The organism is Minwuia thermotolerans, from assembly GCF_002924445.1.
GTDB lineage: Bacteria > Pseudomonadota > Alphaproteobacteria > Minwuiales > Minwuiaceae > Minwuia > Minwuia thermotolerans.
In genome coordinates, this window is sequence record NZ_PIGG01000064.1 from 159,190 (window position 1) to 180,545 (window position 21,356).

Here is a 21,356-nt window from a genome sequence, read left to right on the forward strand (position 1 = left end):
TTACTCCGCCGCGTCGGCCTTGGGCTGAAGCTGCAGGCCGAGGCGCTCCCACACCATCAGCAGCGCATCGACCAGCTGATCCATCATGGCGTCGTCATGGCCGGGTCCCGGCGTGATCCGCAGCCGCTCCGTGCCCCTCGGGACCGTCGGGAAATTGATGGGCTGGATGTAGATGCCGTAGTCGTCCAGCAGCATGTCGGTGGCCTGTTTGCACAGCGCCGGTTCGCCGACCAGCACCGGCACGATGTGCGTCACCGAGGGCATCACCGGCAGTCCCGCCGCGGCCAGCCGCGCCTTCAGCGTCGCCGCCCGTTCCTGCTGCTTCTCGCGCTCCGCGTCGCTGGTGCGGAGATGGCGGATGCTGGCCGTCGCCGCCGCCGCGATTCCCGGCGGCAGGGCGGTGGTGAAGATGAAGCCGGGCGCGTAGGAGCGCACGGTATCCACCAGATCGGCCGAGGCGGCGATATAGCCGCCGATGACCCCGAAGGCCTTGGCCAGCGTGCCCTGGATGATGTCGATTCGGTCCATCACGCCGTCGCGCTCGGCGACGCCGGCGCCGTGCGGACCGTACATGCCCACGGCATGGACCTCGTCCAGATAGGTCATGGCGCCGAACTCGTCGGCCAGGTCGCAGAACTTCGCCAGCGGCGCGATGTCGCCGTCCATCGAGTAGACGCTTTCGAAGATGATCAGCTTCGGCCGCGCCGGATCGGTTTCCTGCAGCAGCTCGCGGAGATGATCGATGTCGTTGTGGCGGAAGATCTTCTTCTCCGCCCCGGAATGGCGGATGCCGGCGATCATGGAGGCGTGGTTGAGCTCGTCGGAGTAGATCACACAGCCGGGCAGGAAGCGCGCGATTGTCGAGATCGCCGCCTCATTGGCGACGAAGCCCGACGTCAGCACCAGCGCCCGTTCCTTGCCGTGAAGGTCGGCCAGCTCCTTCTCGAGCTCGACGATGGCGTGATGCGTGCCGGAGATGTTGCGGGTGCCGCCGGCGCCCGCGCCCATGCGGTCGACCGCCGCCTTCATGGCCTCCACCACCTTCGGGTGCTGGCCCATGCACAGATAGTCGTTCGAGCACCAGACGGTGACGCCGGGCCGACCGTCGCGGGAGTGGTTGGTCGCCCGGGGAAATTCGCCCAGGTGACGCTCCAGCTCGGTGAAGATCCTGTAGCGACGCTCGTCATGGAGCTGCCGCACGGCATCGGAGAAGATCTGGCCGTAGTCCATGATACCGTTCCTTCTCGGCGTCGTGTTGGCCTTGCGCCGCGGCGGGCCGCAGCCGGCGTTCCGCTTCCCGCGCGCGAACAAGCGCGCTGGTTGTGGAAATCACAATAACGGATTGACGTCGAACGGCAATGTGACACAGGCCACGCGGACGTGGCGAAACGGCGCTGCCGGCGCCGCTGGCGCGGCCGTCAGCGGCGGCGCTGGGTCAGCTTGTGCAGGCTGTCGACGATTTCCACGCCGATGGGGTCGTCGCTGCCGCGTACGTCGTGCTTCAGGATCGCCCTCAGCGCCTCGACATGCGGCGCGATCACCGTGAGGTCATCCACGGACGGAGCGGAGAGATTGTCGATGAAGTGGCAGAGATTGTCGCCGACGCTGGTCAGCAGGGTATAGCCGAAGGTGCCGCCCTGACCCTTCAGGTCATGGACGACGCCGAAGATGCGGTCATAGTGCTTGTCGAGATCGCCGGTCTGGTTCGGCGTGTCCGCCACCATCTCCTGGACCTTCATGATGTCCTTCTCGGCCCAGACGCGGAACTCCTCCGCCATCTCGTCGATGGCGTCCTGGGCCTTCCTGATCAGCTCCGGGTCGACGCCGCTGCCCGAACCGACCTTGGCGCGCAAAGTGTTCGGCACGTGAATGATCTGATGATCCTTCGGCTTTTTCTCGTCGACCTTGGTCGCAGGCTCACTCATGGCGTACTCCTTGCCTCCGAAACCTTTGCGAGGCGATTTGTCATGCCGATCTATAGCGTCATGGCAGTAAACAGAACGATAACGGAGCCGGCGGATGACAACATTGGTAGTATTGTACCGGCTGCTGTTGATAGTGGCAGTTGCAGCTATGGGGCCGGGCATGGCGCGGGCCGCTGACATCGCCGATGCGCGGTCCCTGACCTACTGGTTGTCGGGGCCGGACCCGGCACTGGTCGCGGCCAGCGGGTTCGACCTGGCGATCGTCGACTATTCCCGCGACGGCAGCGGCGCCCGGGCGCTGGCGCCCGAGGACGTGGCCCTGATGAAGCGCAAGCCCGATGGCGGCCGGCGCATCGTGCTCGCCTATCTTTCGATCGGGGAGGCCGAGGACTACCGCTACTACTGGAAGCGGGCATGGTCGCGGAATCCGCCGCTCTGGCTGGAGGCGGAGAACCCCGACTGGGCCGGCAACTACAAGGTCCGGTTCTGGGATGAGGACTGGCAGCGCCTCATCTTCGGCGGACCCGAGGCCTATCTCGACCGGATCATCGACGCCGGCTTCGACGGGGTCTACCTCGATATTGTCGACGCCTACTGGTACTTCCAGGAAAAGGGCCGGAAGAACGCCGAAGCGGAAATGGTCGCCTTTGTCCGCGCTCTGGCCCGGCATGCCCGCAGCCGCGAGCCCGGCTTTCTGATCGTGCCCCAGAACGCCGAGGATCTGCTGGCCAACGAGGCCTATCGCCGGACCATTGATGCCCAGGCCAAGGAGGATCTGTTCTTCGGTCTGGACGGTCCCGACACGCCAAACGCCCGGGAATCCTTCGACTGGGCGAAGAAGCACCTGGACATGGCGCGCGCCGCCGGCAAGCCGGTCCTGCTGGTCGAATATCCCGAAACCGCCGCCAATATCGCACGGGTCTACGAAAAGGGCCGGGCCGCCGGCTATCTGCCCTATGCGACGGTCCGGCCGCTGGACAGGATGACGGTCAACGCCGGCTTCGACCCGCCCGTCCCCGATCTGCTGTTGCGGGACTGAGAGCCGGGTTCACCCGGCGTCCTGCTCGGCGCGGTAGGCGTCGGCCTCGGCGATCAGCCAGTCCCGGAACGCCGCCACCTTGGGCTGTTCGGCCACCCGCGGGACATGCACCAGGTAATAGGCGAAGTCGGACGCCAGGGTGATCGAAAACGGCCGGACGAGACGGCCCGCCAGCAGGTCGGCATAGGCCAGTGCGTGGCGCGCCATCGCAACGCCCAGGCCCTCGGCGGCGGCCTGCAGCAGCATGGCCGAGTTGTCGAAGGTGGGACCGCGCTTCGGGTCGACACCGCTGACTCCGGCCGCCGCCAGCCATTCCGTCCAGCCCACGGGGTAGTCGTCGTGCAGCAGCACGTGTCCCGCCAGGTCCTGGGGACGGCGCAGGGGCTTGTCGCCGTTGAGCAGGCCGGGACTGCAGACCGGAAAGACCGCGTCGTCGAACAGCCGGTAGACCGTCAAGCCGGGATACTGGCCCCAGCCCGAACGGATGCCGATGTCGAAGGGTTCGACATCCAGGTCGACCATCCGCTCTTCGGTCGACAGCAGTACGTCGATGTCGGGGTAAAGGGTCCGGAAGTGCGACAGGCGGGGCACCAGCCATTTGGAGGCGAAGGAGGGCATGCAGGTGATGCGCAGCTCCGAGCCGCCGTCGCTGGCCGACAGGCGCTGGGTCGTCGATTCCAGCAGGTCGAGCGCGTCCCGCACGCCCGGCAGCAGCATCTGCCCGGCCTCCGTCATCAGAATCTCGCGGTTGCGGCGCTTGAACAGTTTCAGCCCGAACCAGTCCTCCAGTCCCTTGACCTGATGGCTGATCGCCGCGGGGGTCACGTTCAGCTCTTCGGATGCCCTCGTGAAACTTAAATGACGGGCCGCGGCCTCGAAGGCGCGAATTGCGTTAAGCGGCGGTAAACGGCGGGCCATGGCGATTCTTCCGTAATAGATTTTCTCATACATACCCTGAGAAACTGTCGTTTGTCAGTACCCCTTGACGCCCCTAGATGAGCCCCTGCGCCGAAGACGTCGGCGCGACCTGACTGGAGTAGTTAAGATGGCGAAGATCATTGAAACCGCTGGACCCGCCGTCCACCACAACCCCCTGAGCTCGCTGGTTGACGGCGTGCTGCGGCGTGGCAACACTCTCTCGCTCTGGCATCAGCGCCAGTCCGAGCGCTCGCAGCTCGCCAAGCTGGACGACCGTCTGCTGGCGGATGTCGGCATCGACCGCGAGGCGGCCTGGCGCGAAAGCCGCAAGCCCTTCTGGAGGCGTTGATCCGTTGAGTGCGAACGGACGGCACGACTATCGCATCGAACTGCGCTGGACGGGCGCGGCAGGCGGCTTCCGGTCCTACGAGGATTTTGATCGGACTCACCGTATCGCCGCGCCCGGAAAGCCGTCGCTGACGACGTCGTCCGATCCGGCCTTTCTGGGCGTTCCCGAGCTCTGGAACCCCGAGGACATGCTCGTCGCCGCCCTGTCGAGCTGTCACATGCTGAGCTATCTCGCCTGCTGCGCCCGCGCCCGCATCGAAGTTCTGGACTACAGCGACGAAGCGCGCGGCACGATGGTCGAGGACGGCAAGGGCGGCGGCCGCTTTACCGAAGTGGTGCTCGAGCCGCGGGTGGTCATCGCCGACGCGGTCAGGCTGGACCACGCCAGGCGCCTGCACGGCACGGCCCACCGCGTGTGTTTCATCGCCAATTCCGTCAATTTCGACGTCATTCACAATCCCGAGGTCGTGGCGCGCTGAGCCGTGCGCGGCGCTATTGCTTTTTTGTGACCCCCCGTGGTAGCGGGATTACATGCTGAGCCGACGTCGATTCCTTGTCGCATCCACGGCGATGCTGGCGATGCCGACGGCGGTTCACGCCGAAGTGCGTCTGCCGGCGCGCAACGCCGTGCGCGCCCTGGCCGGCCTCCCCGGTATTGACGGTCCCGCCCTGGCGGAGGCTGATATCGAGGACCGTCCGGTGCTGGTGACGTTCTGGGCGAGCTGGTGTCCGCCCTGCCGCAACGAATTCGCTCATTTCAACCGCATCCACGATCTCTATGCCGGCAAGGGGCTGCTGGTCGTCGGCGTGAACGTGCATGAAGACTTCGGCGGCCGGTCCAGCCCGGAGCAGCGCGCGCGCTTCATCGAACAGACCGCGCCGCGCTTCCGGCTGGTCGAGGGCGACGGGGAGACGCTCTCCACCTTCGGCGACGTCCGCGGCGTTCCGGCGGTCTTCCTCTTCGACCGCAATGGCGAGGTTACTTACCTGTTCGTCGCCGAGGACGGCCCGTCCCAGACCCACGTCACCTATGGCGACCTGCGTCCCGCGCTTGAGCGGCTGTTCTGACTCCACGCTTCCGACTCGCGGCCTTGCCGGTATCATGAGGCGCTGAACGGCGGAGAGGGCGGGCCATGCATCAGATCGCGATCATCGGCGCCGGCGGACACGCCCGGGAATGCCTGGAGACGGCGCGCGCCATGGGCCTGGAGGTCGTCTGCCTGTTCGACGACGACCGCATGCTGTGGGACACCGAAGTGCTGGGCGCGCCGGTCCGCACCGGTGGTCTCGATGCCGTGTCGGACCTGGACCGCAACACGGCGCTGGTCATCGGCGTGGGCGACAACGCCCGTCGCCGTGACATCGCCGGCCGCTTCGAAGGCCGCTCCTTCGCCACGCTGGTTCATCCCTTCGCCTGGGTTTCGCCCAGCGCCGAACTGGCCGAGGGCGCCGTCGTTCATCCCGGCGCGGTGGTGCAGGCGGAGGCGCGCATCGGCCGCCACGCGATCCTCAATACGTCCGCGAGCGCCAGTCATGGCGTCGTCATCGGCGACTTCGCCCACATCGCCGTCGGCGCGCGCCTCGCCGGTATTGTCACGGTGGGGCAGGGCGCACTTGTGGGCGCCGGCGTCGCCGCCCGGCCCGGCGCGCGGATCGGCGACTGGGCGACCGTCGGCGCGGGCGCCGCGGTCATCGGCGACGTGGCCGACGGCGTCACCGCCTACGGCGAGGGCCGCGCCCGGCCGCGCTGACGGCCCGGCCAGCTATTTGTTCAGGAAGTTCAGCGCCAGTCCCGGCCGGGCCCATTCCACCGCGGCCAGCCGGCCGGTCGAGCTCAGCGTGATGAAGGCCGTCTTCAGGTCCGCGCCGCCGAAACAGATGTTGGTCGTGATCTCGTCGGGCATGGGCACGTGGCTGACATGGCTGCCGTCGGGCGGCACGACCGTGATGCCGCCATTGTGGATGGTCGCCACGCAGACATTGCCGGCGCTGTCGACGGCGAGCGAGTCGAGGAGCTGGTGGCCGGGCAGCCCGACCAGCAGCCGGCCCTGGGCCCCGCGCACGGGACGTCGGCCGCCGGCGATCTCCCCGGGACCGCTCAGCGTGTAGGCCCAGACGCGGCCGGTGTGGGTCTCCGCCACATAGAGTTCGTCCTCGTTGGGCGACAGCCCGACCCCGTTCGGTCCGTCGGAGGGAAAGATCGCCTCCACGATCTTCGATCCGTCGGGCAGGGCGTAGTAGACCCCCGTGGTGTCCCGTTCGCGCTTGCGCATCTTGCCGTGATCGGTGAACCAGAAGCCGCCGGCCTTGTCGAAGACGATGTCGTTCGGTCCCTTCAGCGCCACGCCGCCGCAATGGGTGTAGAGCACCTCGACTTCGCCGGTCTCGATGTCGATGCGCTCGATCCGGCCGCCGGAATAGTCGTCCGGCTGATCCAGGGGAATGATGCGGCCGTCGCGTTCGAAGATGCGGAAGCCGCCATTGTTGCAGACATAGCACTTGCCGTCGGGGCCCATCGCGGCGCCGTTGGGGCCGCCGCCCGGTTCCGCGACGACGGTCGTCGAACCGTCCGGGTGGCAGCGGGTCAGCCGGCCGGCGGCGATCTCCACGACCAGCACGTCGCCGTCGGGCAGGGCGATGGGGCCTTCGGGGAACCGCAGTCCCTCGGTGACGATACGGATCTCTGACATGTCGTTCCGGCCTCCCCTCCGGTTAACGGATCGTACAATGTTACCGCCCCAGTATCGTGGCGGACGCAATACCGGTACAGGTCGGCAGGATGAATGCAAACCCCCATGTTCGGCTGGGCAAACCCTCGGTCACGTTGAAGCTCTCCGCCGAGGACCATATCCGCGAGCTCTCGGGCGAGGTGGAGGCGCTGTTCGGCGCGTCGGCAGTGGAACTCTGGCGCAAGCCACTCCGCCGAGCCTTTCAGGCCCCGGTCGCCGAAGCCATGGCGCGGGTGGCGCTGGGCATCCGCCAGGGCGGCGACGAGCCGCAGGTCTGTGGCGACGGCCATGGCGGCGAGTACATGCTGGTCGGCCGGCCCGCGGGCCGCGAGGAGCCGGGCGGTGTGGTGCTTTTCGTCTACCGTCTTTCGGGCGATGCCGAGTGGTGGGAACACGATGCGGCGGCGGCGCGTCCGGACGGGCAGGCCGACCGCGACGGCTTCCTTGACGAAGCGGCGCTGACGCTGAAGGACGGCGACGGGTCCGTCACCATGTTCTCGGTCCACGGCGGGCTGGACGCGGAAGCCGACGGGCGCATGAGCCGCGTCGTGGAGGATCACGCCCGGCGCAGCGGCGCGCGGCGCACCGCGCGCCTCGACAACGCCCTCTACGGCATCCTCCACGGCCGCGACGCCGACGCCGAGAAGATGCTTCACGAGATTTCGGGTGCGGCGCTGGACGCCGGCCTGGTGAAGGATCGGGACGTCTTCTCCGCCGAACAGATCGAGGCGGATGGCGCCGATCTCGCCGCCGACGCCGTGCGTGCGACCCTCAGCCATGGCGCGCGCGGCCTTCGCGGCCGCATTGCCTCAGGCTTCCGGCGCTTCGGGCTCGGCCGCCGGTACGACGAGGCCCGCTCGGAGACGGCGGCGCTGGCGAATGCCGTGCGCCAGGCGATCAAGGCCGGGACGATGGCGGTCGAGACCCGGCCGATTCTCAGTCTCAAAAGGCAGGCGGTGGCGATCCGTCAGGTGCGGGCGCATCCGCTGGTCGATGGCCGTCCGGTCGACAGCGACGTTCTGCTCACGCTCGGCGGTGACAATGCCCTCGCAAGGGAGCTGGAACTGGCCGTGATCGGACAGGCGCTGGCGCAGCATCGCGACTGGAAGCTGTGGCGCGGCGTTTCATTGAGAGTAATGGCGTCGGTTCGCGCCGAAACGCTGCGCGAGCCGGACATGCAGATGGCGATCGGCAGGCTGATCGGCCGCGCCGAGGTCTCGCCGGGACGGCTGATCCTGCGTCCCGAGGCGCCGCTCGGCGGCACGCTTGCCGGCAAGGGCGATGTCTTCCTGGACAGTCCTTCGGCCCACGCATGGCGGATCTCGGTACCCGATTTCTACGCCTTCCTGAAGGGCGAGGTCGCTCTCGACAGCGCCGGACTCGCGCCTTCGGAGCCCTCGGCCTATATCGAGGTCGCCGCCGACCGGCTGAAGGGATTGATCGGACAGAAGGACGGACGCTTCCTGGTGCGTACCCTGCTGAAGACCTGGCGCGATCAGGGCACGGAGATCATCGCCACCTCGGTCGATCATCACGACCAGTTCGCCATGCTGGAGGATCTGGAGGTCCGTTACGCCAAGGGTGCCCGCATTGGCGACTGGACGTCAAATTGACTTGAAGTCGCCGCCGGACCGTGGTCAACGGTCGGACATGAGCGACGACACGCCAGCCATCCCTTCGCCCTGCATCTCGGTCTGCAAGCTGAACCCCGGGCGCGACTACTGCCTCGGCTGCTACCGCAGCCGTGCAGAGATCGCCGAATGGCGCAAGGTCGACGATGACCGCCGCCGCGAAATCCTGGAAAGCGCCGGCGCTCGCCGGGTCGAGATCGTCAGCCGCTCGATTTCCGCGCCGCGTCGATGAACTGACGGAACTGCTCGGGGCTGATGGCCCCGGGCACCACCTCCGTGCCGATGACGAATCCGGGCGTGCCGCGGATGCCCAGCAACTGCGCCAGTTCGTAGTTGGCGGAAATCTCGGCCTCGGTCGTGGAACTGAACATCTGCCGCTTGAGCTCTGCTGTATCGAGGCCCAGATCGCCGGCGATCGACATGATCTTCGCTTCGGTCAGCCCGCCGCGGGTCTGCATCAGGGCCAGGTGCATGTCGCGGTAGCGGCCCTGGGCCGCCGCGGCGATGCCGGCACGGGCCGCCAGTACCGAATCGTCACCCAGCACCGGGAACTCTTTGAACACCAGGCGGACATTGCCGTCGCGCTCGACCTCGTCGAACAGCGTCGGCATCACCCGCTTGCAGTAGCCGCAGCGGTAGTCGAAGAACTCCACGATGGTGACGTCGCCCTCCGGATTGCCGGCGACGAAGCGCCCCGTCGGATCGTCCAGCCGGTCGGCGTGGGCGATGATCATGCGGCGCGTCCGTTCGGCCTGCGCCATCTCCTCGCGCTCCTGCATCTTCTGCAGGGCTTCCACGATCACCTGCGGATGTTCGATCAGGTATTCGCGGACGATGGTTTCGATCTCGGCCCGGCTCAGGCCGGCGGCAGGATCGGAATCCTCCGCCTCTGACGTGAAGGGCAGGACGAGGCACAGCGCGAGCGCCGCGCAGAGGGATCGCAACATGTAAGGCTCCTTGAATGCAGCACCCTCAATGCCCGAGCGCCGGGGCCCGGACAAGGCACATGGGCGTGAAACCGGTTGTCGGGGACCCGCGCGCTACCCGTTGAGCGCCCGGATCGCGTTGTCGAGGTCCTGGGCGCGGAAATGCTCGGGCGTGCCGGGTTTCAGGGTCCTGAGCGCCCGGTCGATCTGCTCGCGCGCGTATTTCGGCTGACCGGAGTGATAATATTGCTCGGCGCTGGCGAGCATCGACTTGCCGATTTCGCCCTGGCGGCCATAGGCGACGGCGAGCTGCTGCCAGGCGCCGGGAAACTCCGGGTCCTCGCGCACCAGCCCCTCCAGCATCTCTACCGCTTCCGCATCGGTCGTCTCGAGCTTGCGGGCAAGCAGGGCCTGTCCCAGCATGACCTTGATCGCGCCGTGACCGGTCGCCTCGGCGGCGCGGCGCAGCGGCGGCAGGCTCTCCTCCACGCGACCGCCTTCCAGCAGGATCTGCCCGCGCAGCTCGTGGAAATAGGGATTGTCCGGCTCCGCCTCCAGCAGAGGCTGCAGTTCCGCCAGCGCCTCGGCGGTGCGCGCCTGGCGCATCAGCGCCACAGTCCGGGCGTAGTGCGCCGGGTCTGAATTGTCGGAAACCGGGAACTCCCGGAAGGTCTCGGCCGGCGGCTTGGTGAAGCCGAACAGCTTCGCCTTGATCATCTCGTGGGCGTGGACCAGTTCCGGCGGATAGGGTTTGTCGACGATCGGGGAGTTCCGGACCATGTGCTCGACGGCCTGGATGCGCTCGTAGCCCAGCGGGTGGCTGCGCATGTAGGGGTTGCCCCGCAGACCCATCATCAGCTCCTCCTGGTCGAGGACTTCCATGAAGGTCATCAGCCCGCGCGGCGACCAGCCGGCCCGCTCCATCAGGTCGATCGCGGCCTGGTCGGCCGCGGACTCCTGGGTGCGCGAATAGCTGAGGAACATCTGCTGGCCCGCGCCCTGGCCGCCCAGTATGCCGGCCCCGGCGGCGTTGCCTTCGCCGGAGGCTGCGGCCGCGATGCCGCCCAGCAGGGTCGCCAGGATGGCGATGGTCTGCGAATTGGCGATGGCGTCGCGGGTGCGCGACAGGTGTCCGCCGCGGATGTGGCCGGTCTCGTGCGCCATCACGCCGATCAACTCGCCGGGACTGCGCGTGCGCAGGATCAGACCGGTGAAGACGAAGATGCGCTGCCCTCCGGCGACGAAGGCGTTGATGGTGTCGTCGTGCACCAGATAGACCTTGACCGCCCCGGCCTGCAGATTCGCGGCCTGGAACAGCGGCTTGGCGTAGATCGAGAGGATATGCTCTATTTCCGCGTCGCGCACGAGGGCGAGGCCGCGGTCCTGCGCGGCGGCGGGACCGGAAATGAGGGTGACCATGCAGATCAGGGCGGCCGCGATGATGCGGCGTGAATATCGCACGCCTTTTTGCTCCCACGAATTGGCCGGCGCGCCGCCCGCGGGGCGGGACGGCAGCGTCTCGTTCACCTTATGTAAGTGGAATTGGGCATGAAAGTGTCAAAGCGCGGCGCGGTGCCGCCCTTCTACGTGATGGAGGTCATGAAGGCCGCCGCCCGGCGGGAGGCCGAGGGCAAGGACGTGCTGCACCTGGAGGTGGGGCAGCCCTCCACCCAGGCGCCGAAGGGCGTGATCGAGGCGGCGACGACCGCGCTCCGGGAGGAGCGTCTGGGCTACACGGATGCGCTCGGCATGCCGGAGCTGCGCACCCGGATCGCGCGCCACTACCGCGACTATTACGGCGTCCGGGTGCCGGCGGAGCGGATCGCGGTGACCACCGGCTCGTCGGGCGCCTTCCTGCTCTCCTTCCTTGCCTGCATGGACGCCGGCGACCGGCTGGCGCTGGCCGAACCCGGCTATCCCGCCTACCGCAACATCCTGACCTCGCTGGACGTCGAGGCCGTCGGCGTGCCCGTGGGGCCGGAGACGCGCTTTCAGCCGACGCCGGAGATACTGGATGGGGTGCCGGGCCGGCTCGACGCGCTGCTGGTGGCGACGCCGGCCAACCCGACCGGCACGATGCTGGGCGCCGACGATCTGCGCGCCCTGATCGCCTGGTGCGACGGGCGGGAGACGCGGCTGATCGTCGACGAGATCTATCACGGCATCACCTATCACGGCCGGGCCGTGACCGCGGCGGCGCTGTCCGATCGGGTCATCGTCATCAACTCGTTCTCGAAATACTTCTCCATGACCGGCTGGCGGCTGGGCTGGATGGTGGTGCCGCAGGACCTGCACCGCTCCGTCGAGTGCCTGGCGCAGAACCATTTCATCTCGCCGCCGGCGCACTCCCAGAGGGCCGCGATCGCCGCCTTCGATTGCGCCGAAGAACTGGAGGCGAACGTCGCGCGTTACCGCGCCAACCGCGAGGTGCTGCTGCGGGAACTGCCGAAGGCCGGCTTCGACCGGCTCGCGCCGGCAGACGGGGCCTTCTACATCTACGCCGACGTGGCGGGGCTTACCAACGACTCGGCGGAGTTCTGCAAGCGCATGCTGGCCGAGACGGGGGTCGCTGCGACGCCGGGCATCGACTTCGACCCGCCGCGCGGCCACCGCTATGTCCGCTTCTCCTTCGCCGGCTCGACGGAGGAGATGGAGGAAGCGGCCGAGCGGCTGAAGAAATGGGTGGGGTGAGGGAAGTGAAGATGGACTGGCGCCCTTGGACTTGATCCAAGGGCCCAGCGGGCAGCGAAACTGGGTCCTGGGGTCAAGCCCCAGGACGCCAAGGTGTTTGTTGGCGCCGGCCCTGGCGGTCTCTCAGTACGCCACCGGCGTCGTGTCCCAGCCCTCGCCGTGGCGGCGCCAGTATTCTTCCTTCAGCTTCAGCGAGATCGGGCCCGGCCGGTCGTTGCCCATGATGCGGCCGTCGACGCGGCTGCAGGGCATCACCCCGCCGGCGGTGGTCGAGGTGAAGACCTCGTCGGCCTCGCGCAGCTCGTCCGCCGTCAGCGCCCGGATCTCGGCAGGGATGCCGAGCTCGGCGCAGAGATCGAGCACCGAGCGCCGCGTGATCCCTTCCAGCGCGCCGCGGTCGGGGCTGACCACCACGCCATCGATCACGGCGAAGACGTTGAAGCCCGGCCCCTCGGTGACGTGGCCTTCCGCGTCCAGCAGCACGGCGGTGTCGGCGCCGGCGTCCTCGGCCTCGAACAGCGCCCGGATCATGTCGCCCCAGTGGTAGTTCTTGATCGTCGGATCGACCGAGGCCGACGGGATGCGCGGCGTCCGGGCGATGATCAGGTGCGCGCCACGCTCCTGGATCTCCGGTGAGATCACGTCGACCCATGGAACGGCGTAGGCGATGAAGCGGTTCTCGATCAGACTCGGCTTGCGCGGCGTCCCCGGCGCCGGCACGCCGCGGGTGGTGACCATGGCGACATAGGCGTCGCGCAGCCCCGCCTTGCGGACGCACTCGGTCAGGATCTCCGCGATTTCCTCCCGGCTGTAGGGGATCGACATGCGCAGCCCCTTCATCGAGGCCCGGAAACGGTCGAGATGATGGCCCAGGCGGAAGAACGCGCCATCCTTCACGTGCACCACGTCATAGGTGACGTCGGATTTGTTGAAGCCCCAGTCGAGCACACTCACCGTGACTTCGTGGATCGGCTTGTAGACCCCGTCCTGGAAGCCGCAGCCCTTCGCGAAGGGGTTGTCCGCGTCCGTCTCCCGCATCGGCCGGTTCTCGTTCATCGCTGCCTCCTGTTCGACCATGGCGCCCTTGGACCCCGGATCGTGTCCGGGGCAGGCTTGATCCAAGGGCCCAGCGAACCAAAAAACTGGGTCCTGGGGTCAAGCCCCAGGACGCCGCATCCTCTCTGCCCCGCCGCTACACCGGCAGTATCCGCCGTGCCTGCAGGTCGCGGAACCACTCGATCATGGCGTCCTCGCTGTCCATGCAGTCGTGGAAGCCCGCCTGCTGCAGCTTGATGGTAGACAGCACCGTCGCCGAGGGCTTCTTGCCGAAGCCCAGCACGAAGTCCGCGAACAGCCACGACGCGCCGACGGTCTCGGCGAGACCGAGCGGTTTCAGCCCGTGCTTCTCCACGATCCGCCGCCAGACATCCTCCTTCGCCGGCATGGTCGCGGCCAGCGGGAAGGGGCGCGGCGGGGCCAGATCGACGCCGAAATGCCGCGCGATCGCCGGGTAGAGATGCTGCCAGATGACGATATCGCCGTTGGCGATGTTGAAGTGCTGGTTCGCCGCCGCCGGGTTGTCGGCGGCCCATTCGAAGCCGCGCGCGATCAGCCGTGAATCCGACATCTGCTGGATGAAGGGCGGCCCGCCGGAGAATTCCATCTGCCGGCCTTCCTCCCGGCAGATTGCGGCGTAGGCGCCCATGGCGAACAGCATGTTGATCGGGCTGCCGGGCGAGAAGCCGGTGACCAGATGCGGCCGCCAGATCGTCCAGGTCCAGCCGTGGCCCGCCTGCTGGCGTTCCTTCAGGTAGTCTTCCTGCAGCCAGTAGAAGTTGTCGTGGGGGTCGCGCGGCCAGCGTTCCTTCGCCGGGCTTTCCAGATGGTGGACGTGCACGCCATAGGCCTTCGCCCCCTGCATCAGGGATACGTGCCGCAGGCCCTTCGCTTCGCGCTCCAGCGGTCCGAGCAGATTGCGCAGCATCCGGTCGTTGACCGCCATCTGCTCCGGGTCGCGCCAGCCCGCGATCACGTCCTCCTTCTCGTAGAGCGCCGCATAGACCAGGTGCGTGACGTCGCCGAAGCGCTCCGCGGCCGCCTTCTCGCAGGCTTCCGCGTCCATCAGGTCGAGGGAGAGGTGCCGGGCCGAATGTTCGTAATCCGGCGCGCGCCGCGACAGCGCCACCACCTCCCATCCGGGCAGGGAACAGAAATGGCGCACCGCCGCGCCGCCGACGATGCCGCTCGCTCCGGCGATGAGGACCTTGCCGCCCATCGCCGCGGTCCCTACAGGTCCTCGGGCGGGTTGGGGCCGTCATAGACGGTGCCGGCGTCGCCCAGATGCGCCAGCCGGAAGCCGATGGGCCGCTCCAGTTCCTCGACGCAATGGCCGATCAGTCCGGCCGTGCGGCAGAGGATGGAAATGCCCTTCAGCGCCGCCTCGGGGAAGTCGAGGTCCAGCAGGATCGCCGGCAGGGGACCGTTGACGTTCATGACCATCTCGCGGCCGTAGATCCCGTCGGCGACGCCGGCCACGGCCTTCAGGAAGGCGACGTGATCGCCCGACGCGCCCTTCTCGTCGGCCAGAGCCAGCAGCTTGACAGCGCGCGGGTCGACCGGCCGGTGCAGCGGGTGGCCGAAGCCGGGCAGGAACTTCTTCTGATCGCGCAGCCCCTGCACCATCGCGCGGGCGACCTCGTCATTGCTCTCCCCGGCGCGGACCCGGGCGACGCCCTGCGAGAGGAACCGCCCGCAGCTCTCCGCCGAGCCCAGGATCACCGAGCCGCAGCCCAGGATGCCGGCGGCGACCGCGCCCTGCATCGCGTCGGGACCGGCCTGCAGGGTCATGCGCGCGGCCTGGGCGCTGGGCGTCAGGCCGTGCTCGGCCAGCGCCACCAGCATGGCGTTGAGGAAGAAGACCTGCTTCTCGTTCGGCATCTCCCCGGTCAGATGCAGGAAAAAGAAGGTGGTGAAGTCCACCTTGCCGATCAGGTCGTCGCAGAGATCATGGCCGCGGATGCGGATCTTCGTCCGGCTCGCCTTGGCGATGGCTGTGGCGCCGGCGCCCTTGGCGCCCATCATTTGCCGGCGGTCTGCCAGCCCGCCGAGAAGCCCGCCGACATGCCGCCGTCGACGATCAGGTGATGGCCGTTGACCCAGCCCATCTCGCCCTCGGCGAGGACCACCAGCGCTTCGGCGATGTCTTCGGGCTGGGCGGCGCGGCCGGCCATCCCGATCATGGTCTTCATCGTCTCCGCGCCGGCGAACTCGGTGAAGGCGGGCAGCAGCGGCGTGTCCACCGGGCCCGGGCCTACGTCGTTGACGCGGATGCCGCGGGTCAGGCCGCGGCCGGCCAGCGCCATGGTGTAGACCACGACCGCTTCCTTGGAGAAGGTGTAGGGGTCGGTGCCGACCGCGTCCTTGTTCTTGCGCCACCAGTCCATGCCGGTCTCGAAACCCTCGGTCGCCAGCAGCTCGCTCAGCGGACCGCGGCGCTTGCGCCAGTTGTTGCCGGCGATGGAGGAGACGCTGACCACGGTGCCGCCGTCGGCGATGCGGTCGAACAGCGCGTCGGTCAGCATGCGCAGGCCGAAGAAGTTGATCGCCATGCAGGTGTCGCCGCCGACGGATTCAGGCACGCCCGCCACGTTCAGCAGCGACGAATAGGTGCCGTCGAGCTTCTTCACCAGCGCGTCGATCGCCGCCGGGTCGCCCATGTCGCAGTGATGATGCTCGGCGACCTTCTGCTTCGGCTCCTTGATGTCGACGGAAATGACCTTGCAGCCGCGGTCCAGCAGCCGCTTGGCCGTGGCGTCGCCGATGCCAGAAGCCGAGCCCGTCAGGATGACCGGATGTTCCAGCGCCATGTGTCGTTCCTCCCCAGGTGATTGGCGTTGATCGGGGGAGACTAGAGGAGGGCGAACCGGTTGGCGATGGGGTAGCTCAGGCGCGGATTGCCTCGGCGTGGACGATCAGGCGCAGCGGTCCCGGCGTCTGAGCGTCCAGCGGCCAGCAGGTGGACAGCGCCAGCCGCGGCCGACCGTCCCGTTCCGCAGGGAAGCGCCAGGTCCGGCTGTCGACGACCTCGGCGCCGGTGACGCGGAAGCGGTGGGTCTCGCCGCCGCGTTCGATGACGACCTCCGATCCCGGCCCGAGATCGCCGAGAAAGGCGAGATGGGAATCGCGGTGTCCGGCGATCGCGGCCAGCCCCGGCGCGCCCGGCAGCGCGGTGCCGCGCACATGACCCGGTCCCCAGGCCATGGCCTCGCCGGAGGCGCTGTCGAGCACGATCGTCTCGACGCCGAGCGCGGGCGCCGTGAGGCGCGCCAGCGGACTCATGTCGGCGCCGGACCAGGGCGCGTCCCGGTTCCCGTCCCAGGCGCGCTGCAGCAGCACCTGTCCCAGTTCCGCCTTGGCGGCCATCCACGCGCCCTCGCCGGCGAGCCAGAGGCCGCCGATGGCGGACGCCAGCACCGCGCTCCGCGTCAGCCAGCGCCGCCGGCTCATGCGGTCCCCGGTCATCAGGTGGTCCGGCCGGCTGGCCAGCGGCGGTGCAGCCGCCAGCCGGCGATGGCCATCAGGAGAAGAAGAAGCCCGGCCAGCACCCGCGCCCGCCAGTCGAGCGAGCCGCGGGGAACCGGCGCGCCGGAGGGCTGGGGCGCGGCGGCGGTGCTGAGCCGGGCAAGTTCCGCCTGCGGCAGGGCCGCCTTGCGAAGTTGCGGGGCGGGGGCCGGGGCGTCGAGGAAACGCTCCGCGTTCCAGCCGGCAGGCAGGTTGAGCGGTACTTCGGTGGCGGTCGATTCCACACCGTCGGGACGGCTGGGGGTGACGTCGACGGCGACCAGCGAGGTCAGCCGGCTGACCAGGCGATGGTCCAGCGCCGCCTGCAGGATCGTCGCGTCCAGCTTCTCTCGGCCCATCTCCCAGCCCACCTGGCTTGACGCCAGAGCCTCCAGTTTGCGGATGTGCTTGCGCGCCCACAGCTTCGCGATGCCGGCGCGGGGCGCGGCCTGGGCCAGATCGATCCGCCATTCGAAGGCGTCGCCGCCGCGGCCGGCGGTGAGCGACACCGTGCCCGCTTCGCCTTCCGGCGTGTGGAAGGCGAAGACGACCGGGTCGCCGGCGTAGAGATCGGGCAGGGGGTCGGGAGAGAGGTCGCCCGCGCCGTCGGGCAGGGCGGCCCGGAGATCGGTCAGCACAGGGTTCTCGATTTTCGCGAACAGCGCCGCCATCTGGCCGGCCACCTCGGTCGGATCGTCGACATAGACCACCGCGCCGCGGCCGAGTTCCGCCGCCCGGGTCATGAAATAGCTGTTGGGCGCAGAACCGATGCCGACCGTGAACAGCCTGGACCGCCCGAGGCCGGCGGTGATGGCCTGCAGCATCTGCGCCTCGTTGCCCACCGCGCCGTCGGTCAGGAAGATCACCTGGCGCAGCCGGTCCGTCTCGCCGGGCGTCGCGTCGGCCAGCGCCTCCTCCAGCGCCGGCAGCATCTCCGTGCCGCGGTCGGCGCGCATGGCTGCGACCGCCGAGAGCGCCTTCGCGATATTGCCGGGCGTCGCCGGCACCATGTCGGGCGCGTAGCGCCACATGCGGTCGTTGAAGAAGACGATGTTGAAGCGGTCCTCGGCCTCCAGGCGGCGCAACGCCTGCGCCAGTCCTTCCCGGGCCTGGCGGATCGATTCGCCGTCCATCGAGCCGGAGACGTCCTGCACGAAGATCACGTCGCGCGCCGGCGCGTCCGTCACCGCTTCGGGTTCGGGCGGCGTCAGCAGGGCGAGGTAGTAGTCGCGGCCGCCGGCGCTTTCCCGGAACAGGGCCGCGTGGGGCGCCGCGCCGACGTCCGGCGTCCAGCGCAGCACGAAATCCCGGTCCGCCGGCACCGCGCCGTCCAGGGTGACCGTCGCGGCTTCGTCGCCGTCCCGGGCGACCGTCACGTCATGGTGGCGGCTCTCGACCGCGCCCAGTGGGAAGCCGGCCTGCAGGTCGACCGAAATGATGACGGGATTGTAGATGGTTCCTTCCGGCTGTTCGCGCGGATCGGCGAGCGGCGATTCGATCGCCTCCCGACCGGGCACACGATCGCGGATCGCCCAGCCGCCCGGACCGAAATCGACGGCATGGACGACCGGCTTGGGATTGTAGCGCGGCGCGACCACCAGCGGCAGGCGCAGTTCGAACGCGCCGTCGGCCGGCGCCAGGGTCTGCAGCCAGGCGATTTCCACCACCACAACATCGCCGGGACCGATATTGGCCACGTCGTTGGTGAACAGGTTCGGGCGCTGCTGCTCCACCAGGGCGGCCTTGCGGCCTTCGGTGCGGGCCTGCTCATAGTCGCGGCGCGCCTGATCCCGCTCCTTGACCACGCCCTCGATGAAGCGGCCGCCGATCCGCATCTTCAGGCTGTCGACGGCGGATTCGTCGGGCAGGGGGAAGGCGTAGCGGCCGTCCACCCATTTGTCCGACACGTTCCGGAACCGCTGGGTGACGGTGGCCCGGACGACCGGACCGGAGATGTCGATGTCGAAGCTGGATGCGACCAGCGGCGCGCGGACATAGCGGCCGGGCTCGTCCGTCCGGAGCAGCAGGCTGCCCGAGGCCACATCGTTCAGCGCGACCAGCCCGCCGCCCGGCGTCTGGGCCAGCGCCGGTGCGGCAACCACCGCGAGCAGCGCCGCCCGCATCCCCTGCCGCAGCAATTCCCGAATCCCGATCCGCATGGCCCGCCTCCATCGTTTGTCCTCGTGCGGGCACCATGGCACTACGGCAATGGGGCGAAGCCGTGCCGAACTGAGGCGAAGTCGGGGTCATGTGCGGGCGGGGCCGCCGCAATTGGCCGCCCTGACGCAGCTACTCAGTCGGGGCCGCCGCTCCCGGGCGCGAAGACAATACGGTCGGCGCCGATGAAGCGGCGGACGCGATCCAGTTCCGCCTCCAGCCGCTGCCGCCGGCCGCTCGAGACCCGCACACCCGGCTCCCACCAGATTCGGCGGACGGCGAGCGCGCCGTCCTCGCGCTTCATGTCGATGCGGCCGACCAGGCGGTCCCCCTCCAGCATGGGAAAGACGTAGTAGCCGTAGCGGCGATTCGCAGCTGGTACGAAGACCTCGATGCGGTAGTCGAAGCCGAACAGCCGCAGCGCGCGCTTGCGGTCGCGCAGCACCGGATCGAAGGGGCTGAGCATGCGCAGGCGCGGCGGCAGGGCGATGTCGTCGGCGTGCGTGTCCAGCACCGCCGGCTCGGCCAGCGCCTCCCGGGGGCGGCTGCCGTCGACGGCGCCGACCAACACGCGCGGGAAGCCGCGGCCCGCCGGGCCCGAGGCCCACGTCTTTGCCTCCTCGACCGAAGCCAGCCCCCAGAACTGGGCGAGTTCCCCCGGCGTTGCGACGCCGAGCCGCTCCAGCGCGCCGCGGCAGAGCCAGTCGACCCAGGTGTCGTGGTCCGGCGCGTCGGCCCGGTGCTCGGCCGGGATGACCCGTTCGCTCAGGTCGTAGGCGTTCTGGAAGCCGCGGCGGTGACAGATCGCCAGGTCGCCGGTGCGCCAGAGATATTCCAGCGCGGTCTTGGAGGGATGCCAATCCCACCACGCGCCGCCGGGCCGCCTCTCCGTCGTCATGTCGCGGGCCATGACGGGGCCGTTCCGTTCGACATGCGCCAGTACATCGTCCAACCGCTCCTCGAAGCCCTCGCGGCGCCAGGTGCGCCAGCGTTCGACCAGACGATCCCGGTCGCGGGCGAACTTGCGCCGCCAGAGGGGATAGAAGCGGGTAGGGATGACGGCGGCGTCGTGGGTCCAGTTCTCGAACAGGTCCCGTTCGCGCTCCAGCAGGCGCTGCAACAGGTCCGGCCGGTAGGTCTGGTTGCGCGCGAACAGGATCATGTGGTGGGCGCGCTCGACGGTGTTGATGCTGTCGACCTGGACGAAGCCCATGCGCTCGATCAGTTCCCGAACGCCGCCCGCATAGATCTTCCGTCCCGGCGCATCGGCGAGACCCTGGCGTTGCAGCAGCACCCGTCGGGCCAGCGCTGCACTGACCGATGGTTTCGTTTCGTTCCCTTCCATGAGGCCATTTGGGACCGTGGCGCTGATTCCCGCAAGCGCCGGATGGGAACGCCGGCTGCCGAGAGCCTCAATGATTAATAATGATTATCAATATTGAAAATTATCGACTCCGATCATATTTGCCCGAGAGTACGCGATTGACAGTCATTCGCAATCGCAGGAAAATGCCCGGGTCCGTTGGGGAGTCGACGAAGTATGTATGTGTGTATCTGCAACGCCCTTTCCGATGATCAGGTGACCGGCGCCATCCGCCAGGGTGTGGACTGCGCCGAGGATCTCCACCCGCATCTGGGCTGCGAGGTGCGCTGCGGCCGTTGCGTATCGACAATCGTGGAAATGATGGATGCGGAACTCAACGGCGCAGGCGATGCGGCAATGATGGCCGCGGAATAGCGTTGTGTTCGCCAGCCGCCAGATGTTTCACTGGTTTGCCGCGGCGCGGGAAATCCGCGCGCAGGGCCAGGCGCTGAAGGCGCAGGCCGAGGCGGCGGACCGTGCGCAGCCAAGGCCACGGCCCGAGACCGAACCAGAAAACAAGAAGGGCGGGTCATGAAGGGCAACCGCGACATCATCGATCACCTCAACAAGATCCTTTTCAACGAACTGACGGCCATCAACCAGTATTTCCTCCACAGCCGAATGCTGAAGGACTGGGGCATGCATCGTCTCGGCGATGTCGAGTACGACGAATCGATCGACGAGATGAAGCACGCCGACAGGCTGATCGAGCGGATCCTGTTTCTGGAGGGCCTGCCGAACCTGCAGGATCTCGGCAAGCTGCGCATCGGTCAGAATGTCAAGGAAGTGCTCGAAGGCGATCTGGCGCTGGAGATGTCCGGCCATGACGATCTCAAGGCGGCGATCGCCGCCTGTGAGGGCGCGCAGGACTATGTCAGCCGCGAGATCCTCGCCGACATCATGGAGTCCGAGGAAGACCACATCGACTTCCTCGAGACACAGCTGGGCCTGATCGAGAAGGTGGGCATGCAGAACTATCTGCAGGCCCAGATGGGCGAGGGCGCCGCCTCGTCCTGATCCGGTTTCCGGCCGCGGCTGTCGTCCGCCGGCGCGAATTCGTCTCTTTCCC

Annotated in this window: 24 protein-coding genes; 11 read left to right on the forward strand and 13 right to left on the reverse strand. The window is 68.2% G+C overall.

What is annotated here, in order from left to right:
- Together hemA and CWC60_RS17875 are read right to left on the reverse strand one after the other, a co-directional pair.
- Entirely contained in the window at positions 1 to 1,230 is a 1,230-nt protein-coding gene (hemA, locus tag CWC60_RS17870) for a 5-aminolevulinate synthase (RefSeq protein WP_109795360.1), read from the reverse strand.
- Between the two features lie 188 nt (positions 1,231 to 1,418).
- Positions 1,419 to 1,925 (reverse strand): hypothetical protein, encoded by a 507-nt coding sequence (locus tag CWC60_RS17875; RefSeq protein WP_109795273.1) that lies wholly within the window; start codon positions 1,923 to 1,925, stop codon positions 1,419 to 1,421.
- Between the two features lie 160 nt (positions 1,926 to 2,085).
- Here CWC60_RS17875 and CWC60_RS17880 point away from each other — a divergent pair, with 160 nt between their 5' ends.
- A complete protein-coding gene (locus CWC60_RS17880; RefSeq protein ID WP_164516622.1) occupies positions 2,086 to 2,964 on the forward strand; it encodes an MJ1477/TM1410 family putative glycoside hydrolase in 879 nt (292 codons plus the stop codon).
- A gap of 9 nt (positions 2,965 to 2,973) precedes the next feature.
- Here CWC60_RS17880 and CWC60_RS17885 read toward each other — a convergent pair whose 3' ends face one another.
- Complete coding sequence (locus tag CWC60_RS17885) at positions 2,974 to 3,915, reverse strand: transcriptional regulator GcvA (RefSeq protein WP_338133093.1); 942 nt, start codon at positions 3,913 to 3,915, stop codon at positions 2,974 to 2,976.
- A 94-nt stretch (positions 3,916 to 4,009) separates the two neighbouring features.
- On the opposite strand from CWC60_RS17885, the gene CWC60_RS17890 reads away from it, so the two are divergent.
- From CWC60_RS17890 to CWC60_RS17905, 4 genes are all read left to right on the forward strand, one after another.
- Positions 4,010 to 4,231: a DUF1127 domain-containing protein gene (locus CWC60_RS17890; RefSeq protein ID WP_109795275.1), complete on the forward strand. Its 222-nt coding sequence runs from the start codon at positions 4,010 to 4,012 to the stop codon at positions 4,229 to 4,231.
- Positions 4,232 to 4,235: 4 nt separating this feature from the next.
- Positions 4,236 to 4,709 (forward strand): OsmC family protein, encoded by a 474-nt coding sequence (locus CWC60_RS17895; protein ID WP_206420008.1) that lies wholly within the window; start codon positions 4,236 to 4,238, stop codon positions 4,707 to 4,709.
- Positions 4,710 to 4,761: 52 nt separating this feature from the next.
- A complete protein-coding gene (locus CWC60_RS17900) occupies positions 4,762 to 5,298 on the forward strand; it encodes a TlpA family protein disulfide reductase (RefSeq protein WP_109795277.1) in 537 nt (178 codons plus the stop codon).
- A 65-nt stretch (positions 5,299 to 5,363) separates the two neighbouring features.
- Positions 5,364 to 5,981, forward strand: a complete 618-nt coding sequence (locus CWC60_RS17905; protein ID WP_109795278.1) for an acetyltransferase — start codon at positions 5,364 to 5,366, stop codon at positions 5,979 to 5,981.
- Positions 5,982 to 5,993: 12 nt separating this feature from the next.
- Here the strand turns inward: CWC60_RS17905 and CWC60_RS17910 are convergent, their stop codons facing one another.
- Positions 5,994 to 6,920, reverse strand: a complete 927-nt coding sequence (locus tag CWC60_RS17910; protein ID WP_109795279.1) for an SMP-30/gluconolactonase/LRE family protein — start codon at positions 6,918 to 6,920, stop codon at positions 5,994 to 5,996.
- Positions 6,921 to 7,009: 89 nt separating this feature from the next.
- Between CWC60_RS17910 and CWC60_RS17915 the strand changes: the two genes are divergently transcribed.
- Positions 7,010 to 8,572: an EAL domain-containing protein gene (locus CWC60_RS17915; protein WP_125182822.1), complete on the forward strand. Its 1,563-nt coding sequence runs from the start codon at positions 7,010 to 7,012 to the stop codon at positions 8,570 to 8,572.
- Between the two features lie 37 nt (positions 8,573 to 8,609).
- Positions 8,610 to 8,822, forward strand: a complete 213-nt coding sequence (locus CWC60_RS17920; protein WP_109795281.1) for a DUF1289 domain-containing protein — start codon at positions 8,610 to 8,612, stop codon at positions 8,820 to 8,822.
- Here CWC60_RS17920 and CWC60_RS17925 read toward each other — a convergent pair.
- Both CWC60_RS17925 and CWC60_RS17930 read right to left on the reverse strand, forming a co-directional pair.
- Complete coding sequence (locus CWC60_RS17925) at positions 8,791 to 9,537, reverse strand: DsbA family protein (protein ID WP_109795282.1); 747 nt, start codon at positions 9,535 to 9,537, stop codon at positions 8,791 to 8,793. The genes CWC60_RS17920 and CWC60_RS17925 overlap by 32 nt on opposite strands.
- A gap of 93 nt (positions 9,538 to 9,630) precedes the next feature.
- Positions 9,631 to 10,977: a M48 family metalloprotease gene (locus CWC60_RS17930; RefSeq protein ID WP_109796439.1), complete on the reverse strand. Its 1,347-nt coding sequence runs from the start codon at positions 10,975 to 10,977 to the stop codon at positions 9,631 to 9,633.
- An 87-nt stretch (positions 10,978 to 11,064) separates the two neighbouring features.
- Here CWC60_RS17930 and CWC60_RS17935 point away from each other — a divergent pair, with 87 nt between their 5' ends.
- A complete protein-coding gene (locus CWC60_RS17935) occupies positions 11,065 to 12,207 on the forward strand; it encodes a pyridoxal phosphate-dependent aminotransferase (RefSeq protein ID WP_109795284.1) in 1,143 nt (380 codons plus the stop codon).
- A gap of 123 nt (positions 12,208 to 12,330) precedes the next feature.
- Here CWC60_RS17935 and CWC60_RS17940 read toward each other — a convergent pair whose 3' ends face one another.
- The 7 genes from CWC60_RS17940 to CWC60_RS17970 form a co-directional block, all read right to left on the reverse strand.
- The gene (locus CWC60_RS17940; protein ID WP_206420009.1) at positions 12,331 to 13,263 is read right to left on the reverse strand and encodes an aminotransferase class IV; all 933 of its coding nucleotides are present in this window, start codon (positions 13,261 to 13,263) and stop codon (positions 12,331 to 12,333) included.
- Positions 13,264 to 13,399: 136 nt separating this feature from the next.
- Positions 13,400 to 14,482, reverse strand: coding sequence for an SDR family oxidoreductase (locus CWC60_RS17945; protein WP_109795285.1), 1,083 nt, complete (start codon positions 14,480 to 14,482; stop codon positions 13,400 to 13,402).
- An 11-nt stretch (positions 14,483 to 14,493) separates the two neighbouring features.
- Positions 14,494 to 15,288 (reverse strand): citryl-CoA lyase, encoded by a 795-nt coding sequence (locus CWC60_RS17950; protein WP_109795286.1) that lies wholly within the window; start codon positions 15,286 to 15,288, stop codon positions 14,494 to 14,496.
- The gene (locus CWC60_RS17955) at positions 15,285 to 16,073 is read right to left on the reverse strand and encodes a coniferyl-alcohol dehydrogenase (RefSeq protein WP_109795287.1); all 789 of its coding nucleotides are present in this window, start codon (positions 16,071 to 16,073) and stop codon (positions 15,285 to 15,287) included. The genes CWC60_RS17950 and CWC60_RS17955 overlap by 4 nt, the downstream gene beginning before the upstream one ends.
- Before the next feature lie 76 nt (positions 16,074 to 16,149).
- A complete protein-coding gene (locus CWC60_RS17960) occupies positions 16,150 to 16,728 on the reverse strand; it encodes a class D sortase (RefSeq protein ID WP_206420010.1) in 579 nt (192 codons plus the stop codon).
- Complete coding sequence (locus CWC60_RS17965) at positions 16,728 to 18,926, reverse strand: marine proteobacterial sortase target protein (protein ID WP_109795289.1); 2,199 nt, start codon at positions 18,924 to 18,926, stop codon at positions 16,728 to 16,730. The genes CWC60_RS17960 and CWC60_RS17965 overlap by 1 nt, the downstream gene beginning before the upstream one ends.
- Before the next feature lie 134 nt (positions 18,927 to 19,060).
- Entirely contained in the window at positions 19,061 to 20,269 is a 1,209-nt protein-coding gene (locus CWC60_RS17970) for a winged helix-turn-helix domain-containing protein (RefSeq protein ID WP_109795290.1), read from the reverse strand.
- 195 nt (positions 20,270 to 20,464) lie between these two features.
- On the opposite strand from CWC60_RS17970, the gene CWC60_RS17975 reads away from it, so the two are divergent.
- From CWC60_RS17975 to bfr, 3 genes are read left to right on the forward strand one after another with little or no spacing between them, the layout of a single operon-like run.
- The gene (locus tag CWC60_RS17975) at positions 20,465 to 20,662 is read left to right on the forward strand and encodes a (2Fe-2S)-binding protein (RefSeq protein WP_109795291.1); all 198 of its coding nucleotides are present in this window, start codon (positions 20,465 to 20,467) and stop codon (positions 20,660 to 20,662) included.
- Positions 20,663 to 20,666: 4 nt separating this feature from the next.
- On the forward strand, positions 20,667 to 20,822 hold the full coding sequence (locus CWC60_RS23740) for a hypothetical protein (protein WP_164516623.1): 156 nt from the start codon (positions 20,667 to 20,669) through the stop codon (positions 20,820 to 20,822).
- Positions 20,819 to 21,304, forward strand: a complete 486-nt coding sequence (bfr, locus tag CWC60_RS17980) for a bacterioferritin (RefSeq protein ID WP_109795292.1) — start codon at positions 20,819 to 20,821, stop codon at positions 21,302 to 21,304. The genes CWC60_RS23740 and bfr overlap by 4 nt, the downstream gene beginning before the upstream one ends.
- The last annotated feature ends 52 nt before the right edge of the window (positions 21,305 to 21,356 follow it).

What these genes read in the sequence shown, in the direction of transcription:
- CWC60_RS17915 (WP_125182822.1), top strand. Translation starts at nt 7,010, where the DNA reads ATGAATGCAAACCCCCATGTTCGGCTGGGCAAACCCTCGGTCACGTTG.
- CWC60_RS17885 (WP_338133093.1), bottom strand. Translation starts at nt 3,915, where the DNA reads ATGTATGAGAAAATCTATTACGGAAGAATCGCCATGGCCCGCCGTTTA.
- CWC60_RS17975 (WP_109795291.1), top strand. Translation starts at nt 20,465, where the DNA reads ATGTATGTGTGTATCTGCAACGCCCTTTCCGATGATCAGGTGACCGGC.
- hemA (WP_109795360.1), bottom strand. Translation starts at nt 1,230, where the DNA reads ATGGACTACGGCCAGATCTTCTCCGATGCCGTGCGGCAGCTCCATGAC.
- CWC60_RS17890 (WP_109795275.1), top strand. Translation starts at nt 4,010, where the DNA reads ATGGCGAAGATCATTGAAACCGCTGGACCCGCCGTCCACCACAACCCC.
- CWC60_RS17940 (WP_206420009.1), bottom strand. Translation starts at nt 13,263, where the DNA reads ATGAACGAGAACCGGCCGATGCGGGAGACGGACGCGGACAACCCCTTC.
- CWC60_RS17905 (WP_109795278.1), top strand. Translation starts at nt 5,364, where the DNA reads ATGCATCAGATCGCGATCATCGGCGCCGGCGGACACGCCCGGGAATGC.
- bfr (WP_109795292.1), top strand. Translation starts at nt 20,819, where the DNA reads ATGAAGGGCAACCGCGACATCATCGATCACCTCAACAAGATCCTTTTC.
- CWC60_RS17955 (WP_109795287.1), bottom strand. Translation starts at nt 16,073, where the DNA reads ATGGCGCTGGAACATCCGGTCATCCTGACGGGCTCGGCTTCTGGCATC.
- CWC60_RS17920 (WP_109795281.1), top strand. Translation starts at nt 8,610, where the DNA reads ATGAGCGACGACACGCCAGCCATCCCTTCGCCCTGCATCTCGGTCTGC.
- CWC60_RS17970 (WP_109795290.1), bottom strand. Translation starts at nt 20,269, where the DNA reads ATGGAAGGGAACGAAACGAAACCATCGGTCAGTGCAGCGCTGGCCCGA.
- CWC60_RS17875 (WP_109795273.1), bottom strand. Translation starts at nt 1,925, where the DNA reads ATGAGTGAGCCTGCGACCAAGGTCGACGAGAAAAAGCCGAAGGATCAT.
- CWC60_RS17950 (WP_109795286.1), bottom strand. Translation starts at nt 15,288, where the DNA reads ATGATGGGCGCCAAGGGCGCCGGCGCCACAGCCATCGCCAAGGCGAGC.
- CWC60_RS17965 (WP_109795289.1), bottom strand. Translation starts at nt 18,926, where the DNA reads ATGCGGATCGGGATTCGGGAATTGCTGCGGCAGGGGATGCGGGCGGCG.
- CWC60_RS17925 (WP_109795282.1), bottom strand. Translation starts at nt 9,537, where the DNA reads ATGTTGCGATCCCTCTGCGCGGCGCTCGCGCTGTGCCTCGTCCTGCCC.
- CWC60_RS17945 (WP_109795285.1), bottom strand. Translation starts at nt 14,482, where the DNA reads ATGGGCGGCAAGGTCCTCATCGCCGGAGCGAGCGGCATCGTCGGCGGC.
- CWC60_RS17935 (WP_109795284.1), top strand. Translation starts at nt 11,065, where the DNA reads ATGAAAGTGTCAAAGCGCGGCGCGGTGCCGCCCTTCTACGTGATGGAG.
- CWC60_RS17900 (WP_109795277.1), top strand. Translation starts at nt 4,762, where the DNA reads ATGCTGAGCCGACGTCGATTCCTTGTCGCATCCACGGCGATGCTGGCG.
- CWC60_RS17880 (WP_164516622.1), top strand. Translation starts at nt 2,086, where the DNA reads ATGGCGCGGGCCGCTGACATCGCCGATGCGCGGTCCCTGACCTACTGG.
- CWC60_RS17960 (WP_206420010.1), bottom strand. Translation starts at nt 16,728, where the DNA reads ATGACCGGGGACCGCATGAGCCGGCGGCGCTGGCTGACGCGGAGCGCG.
- CWC60_RS17910 (WP_109795279.1), bottom strand. Translation starts at nt 6,920, where the DNA reads ATGTCAGAGATCCGTATCGTCACCGAGGGACTGCGGTTCCCCGAAGGC.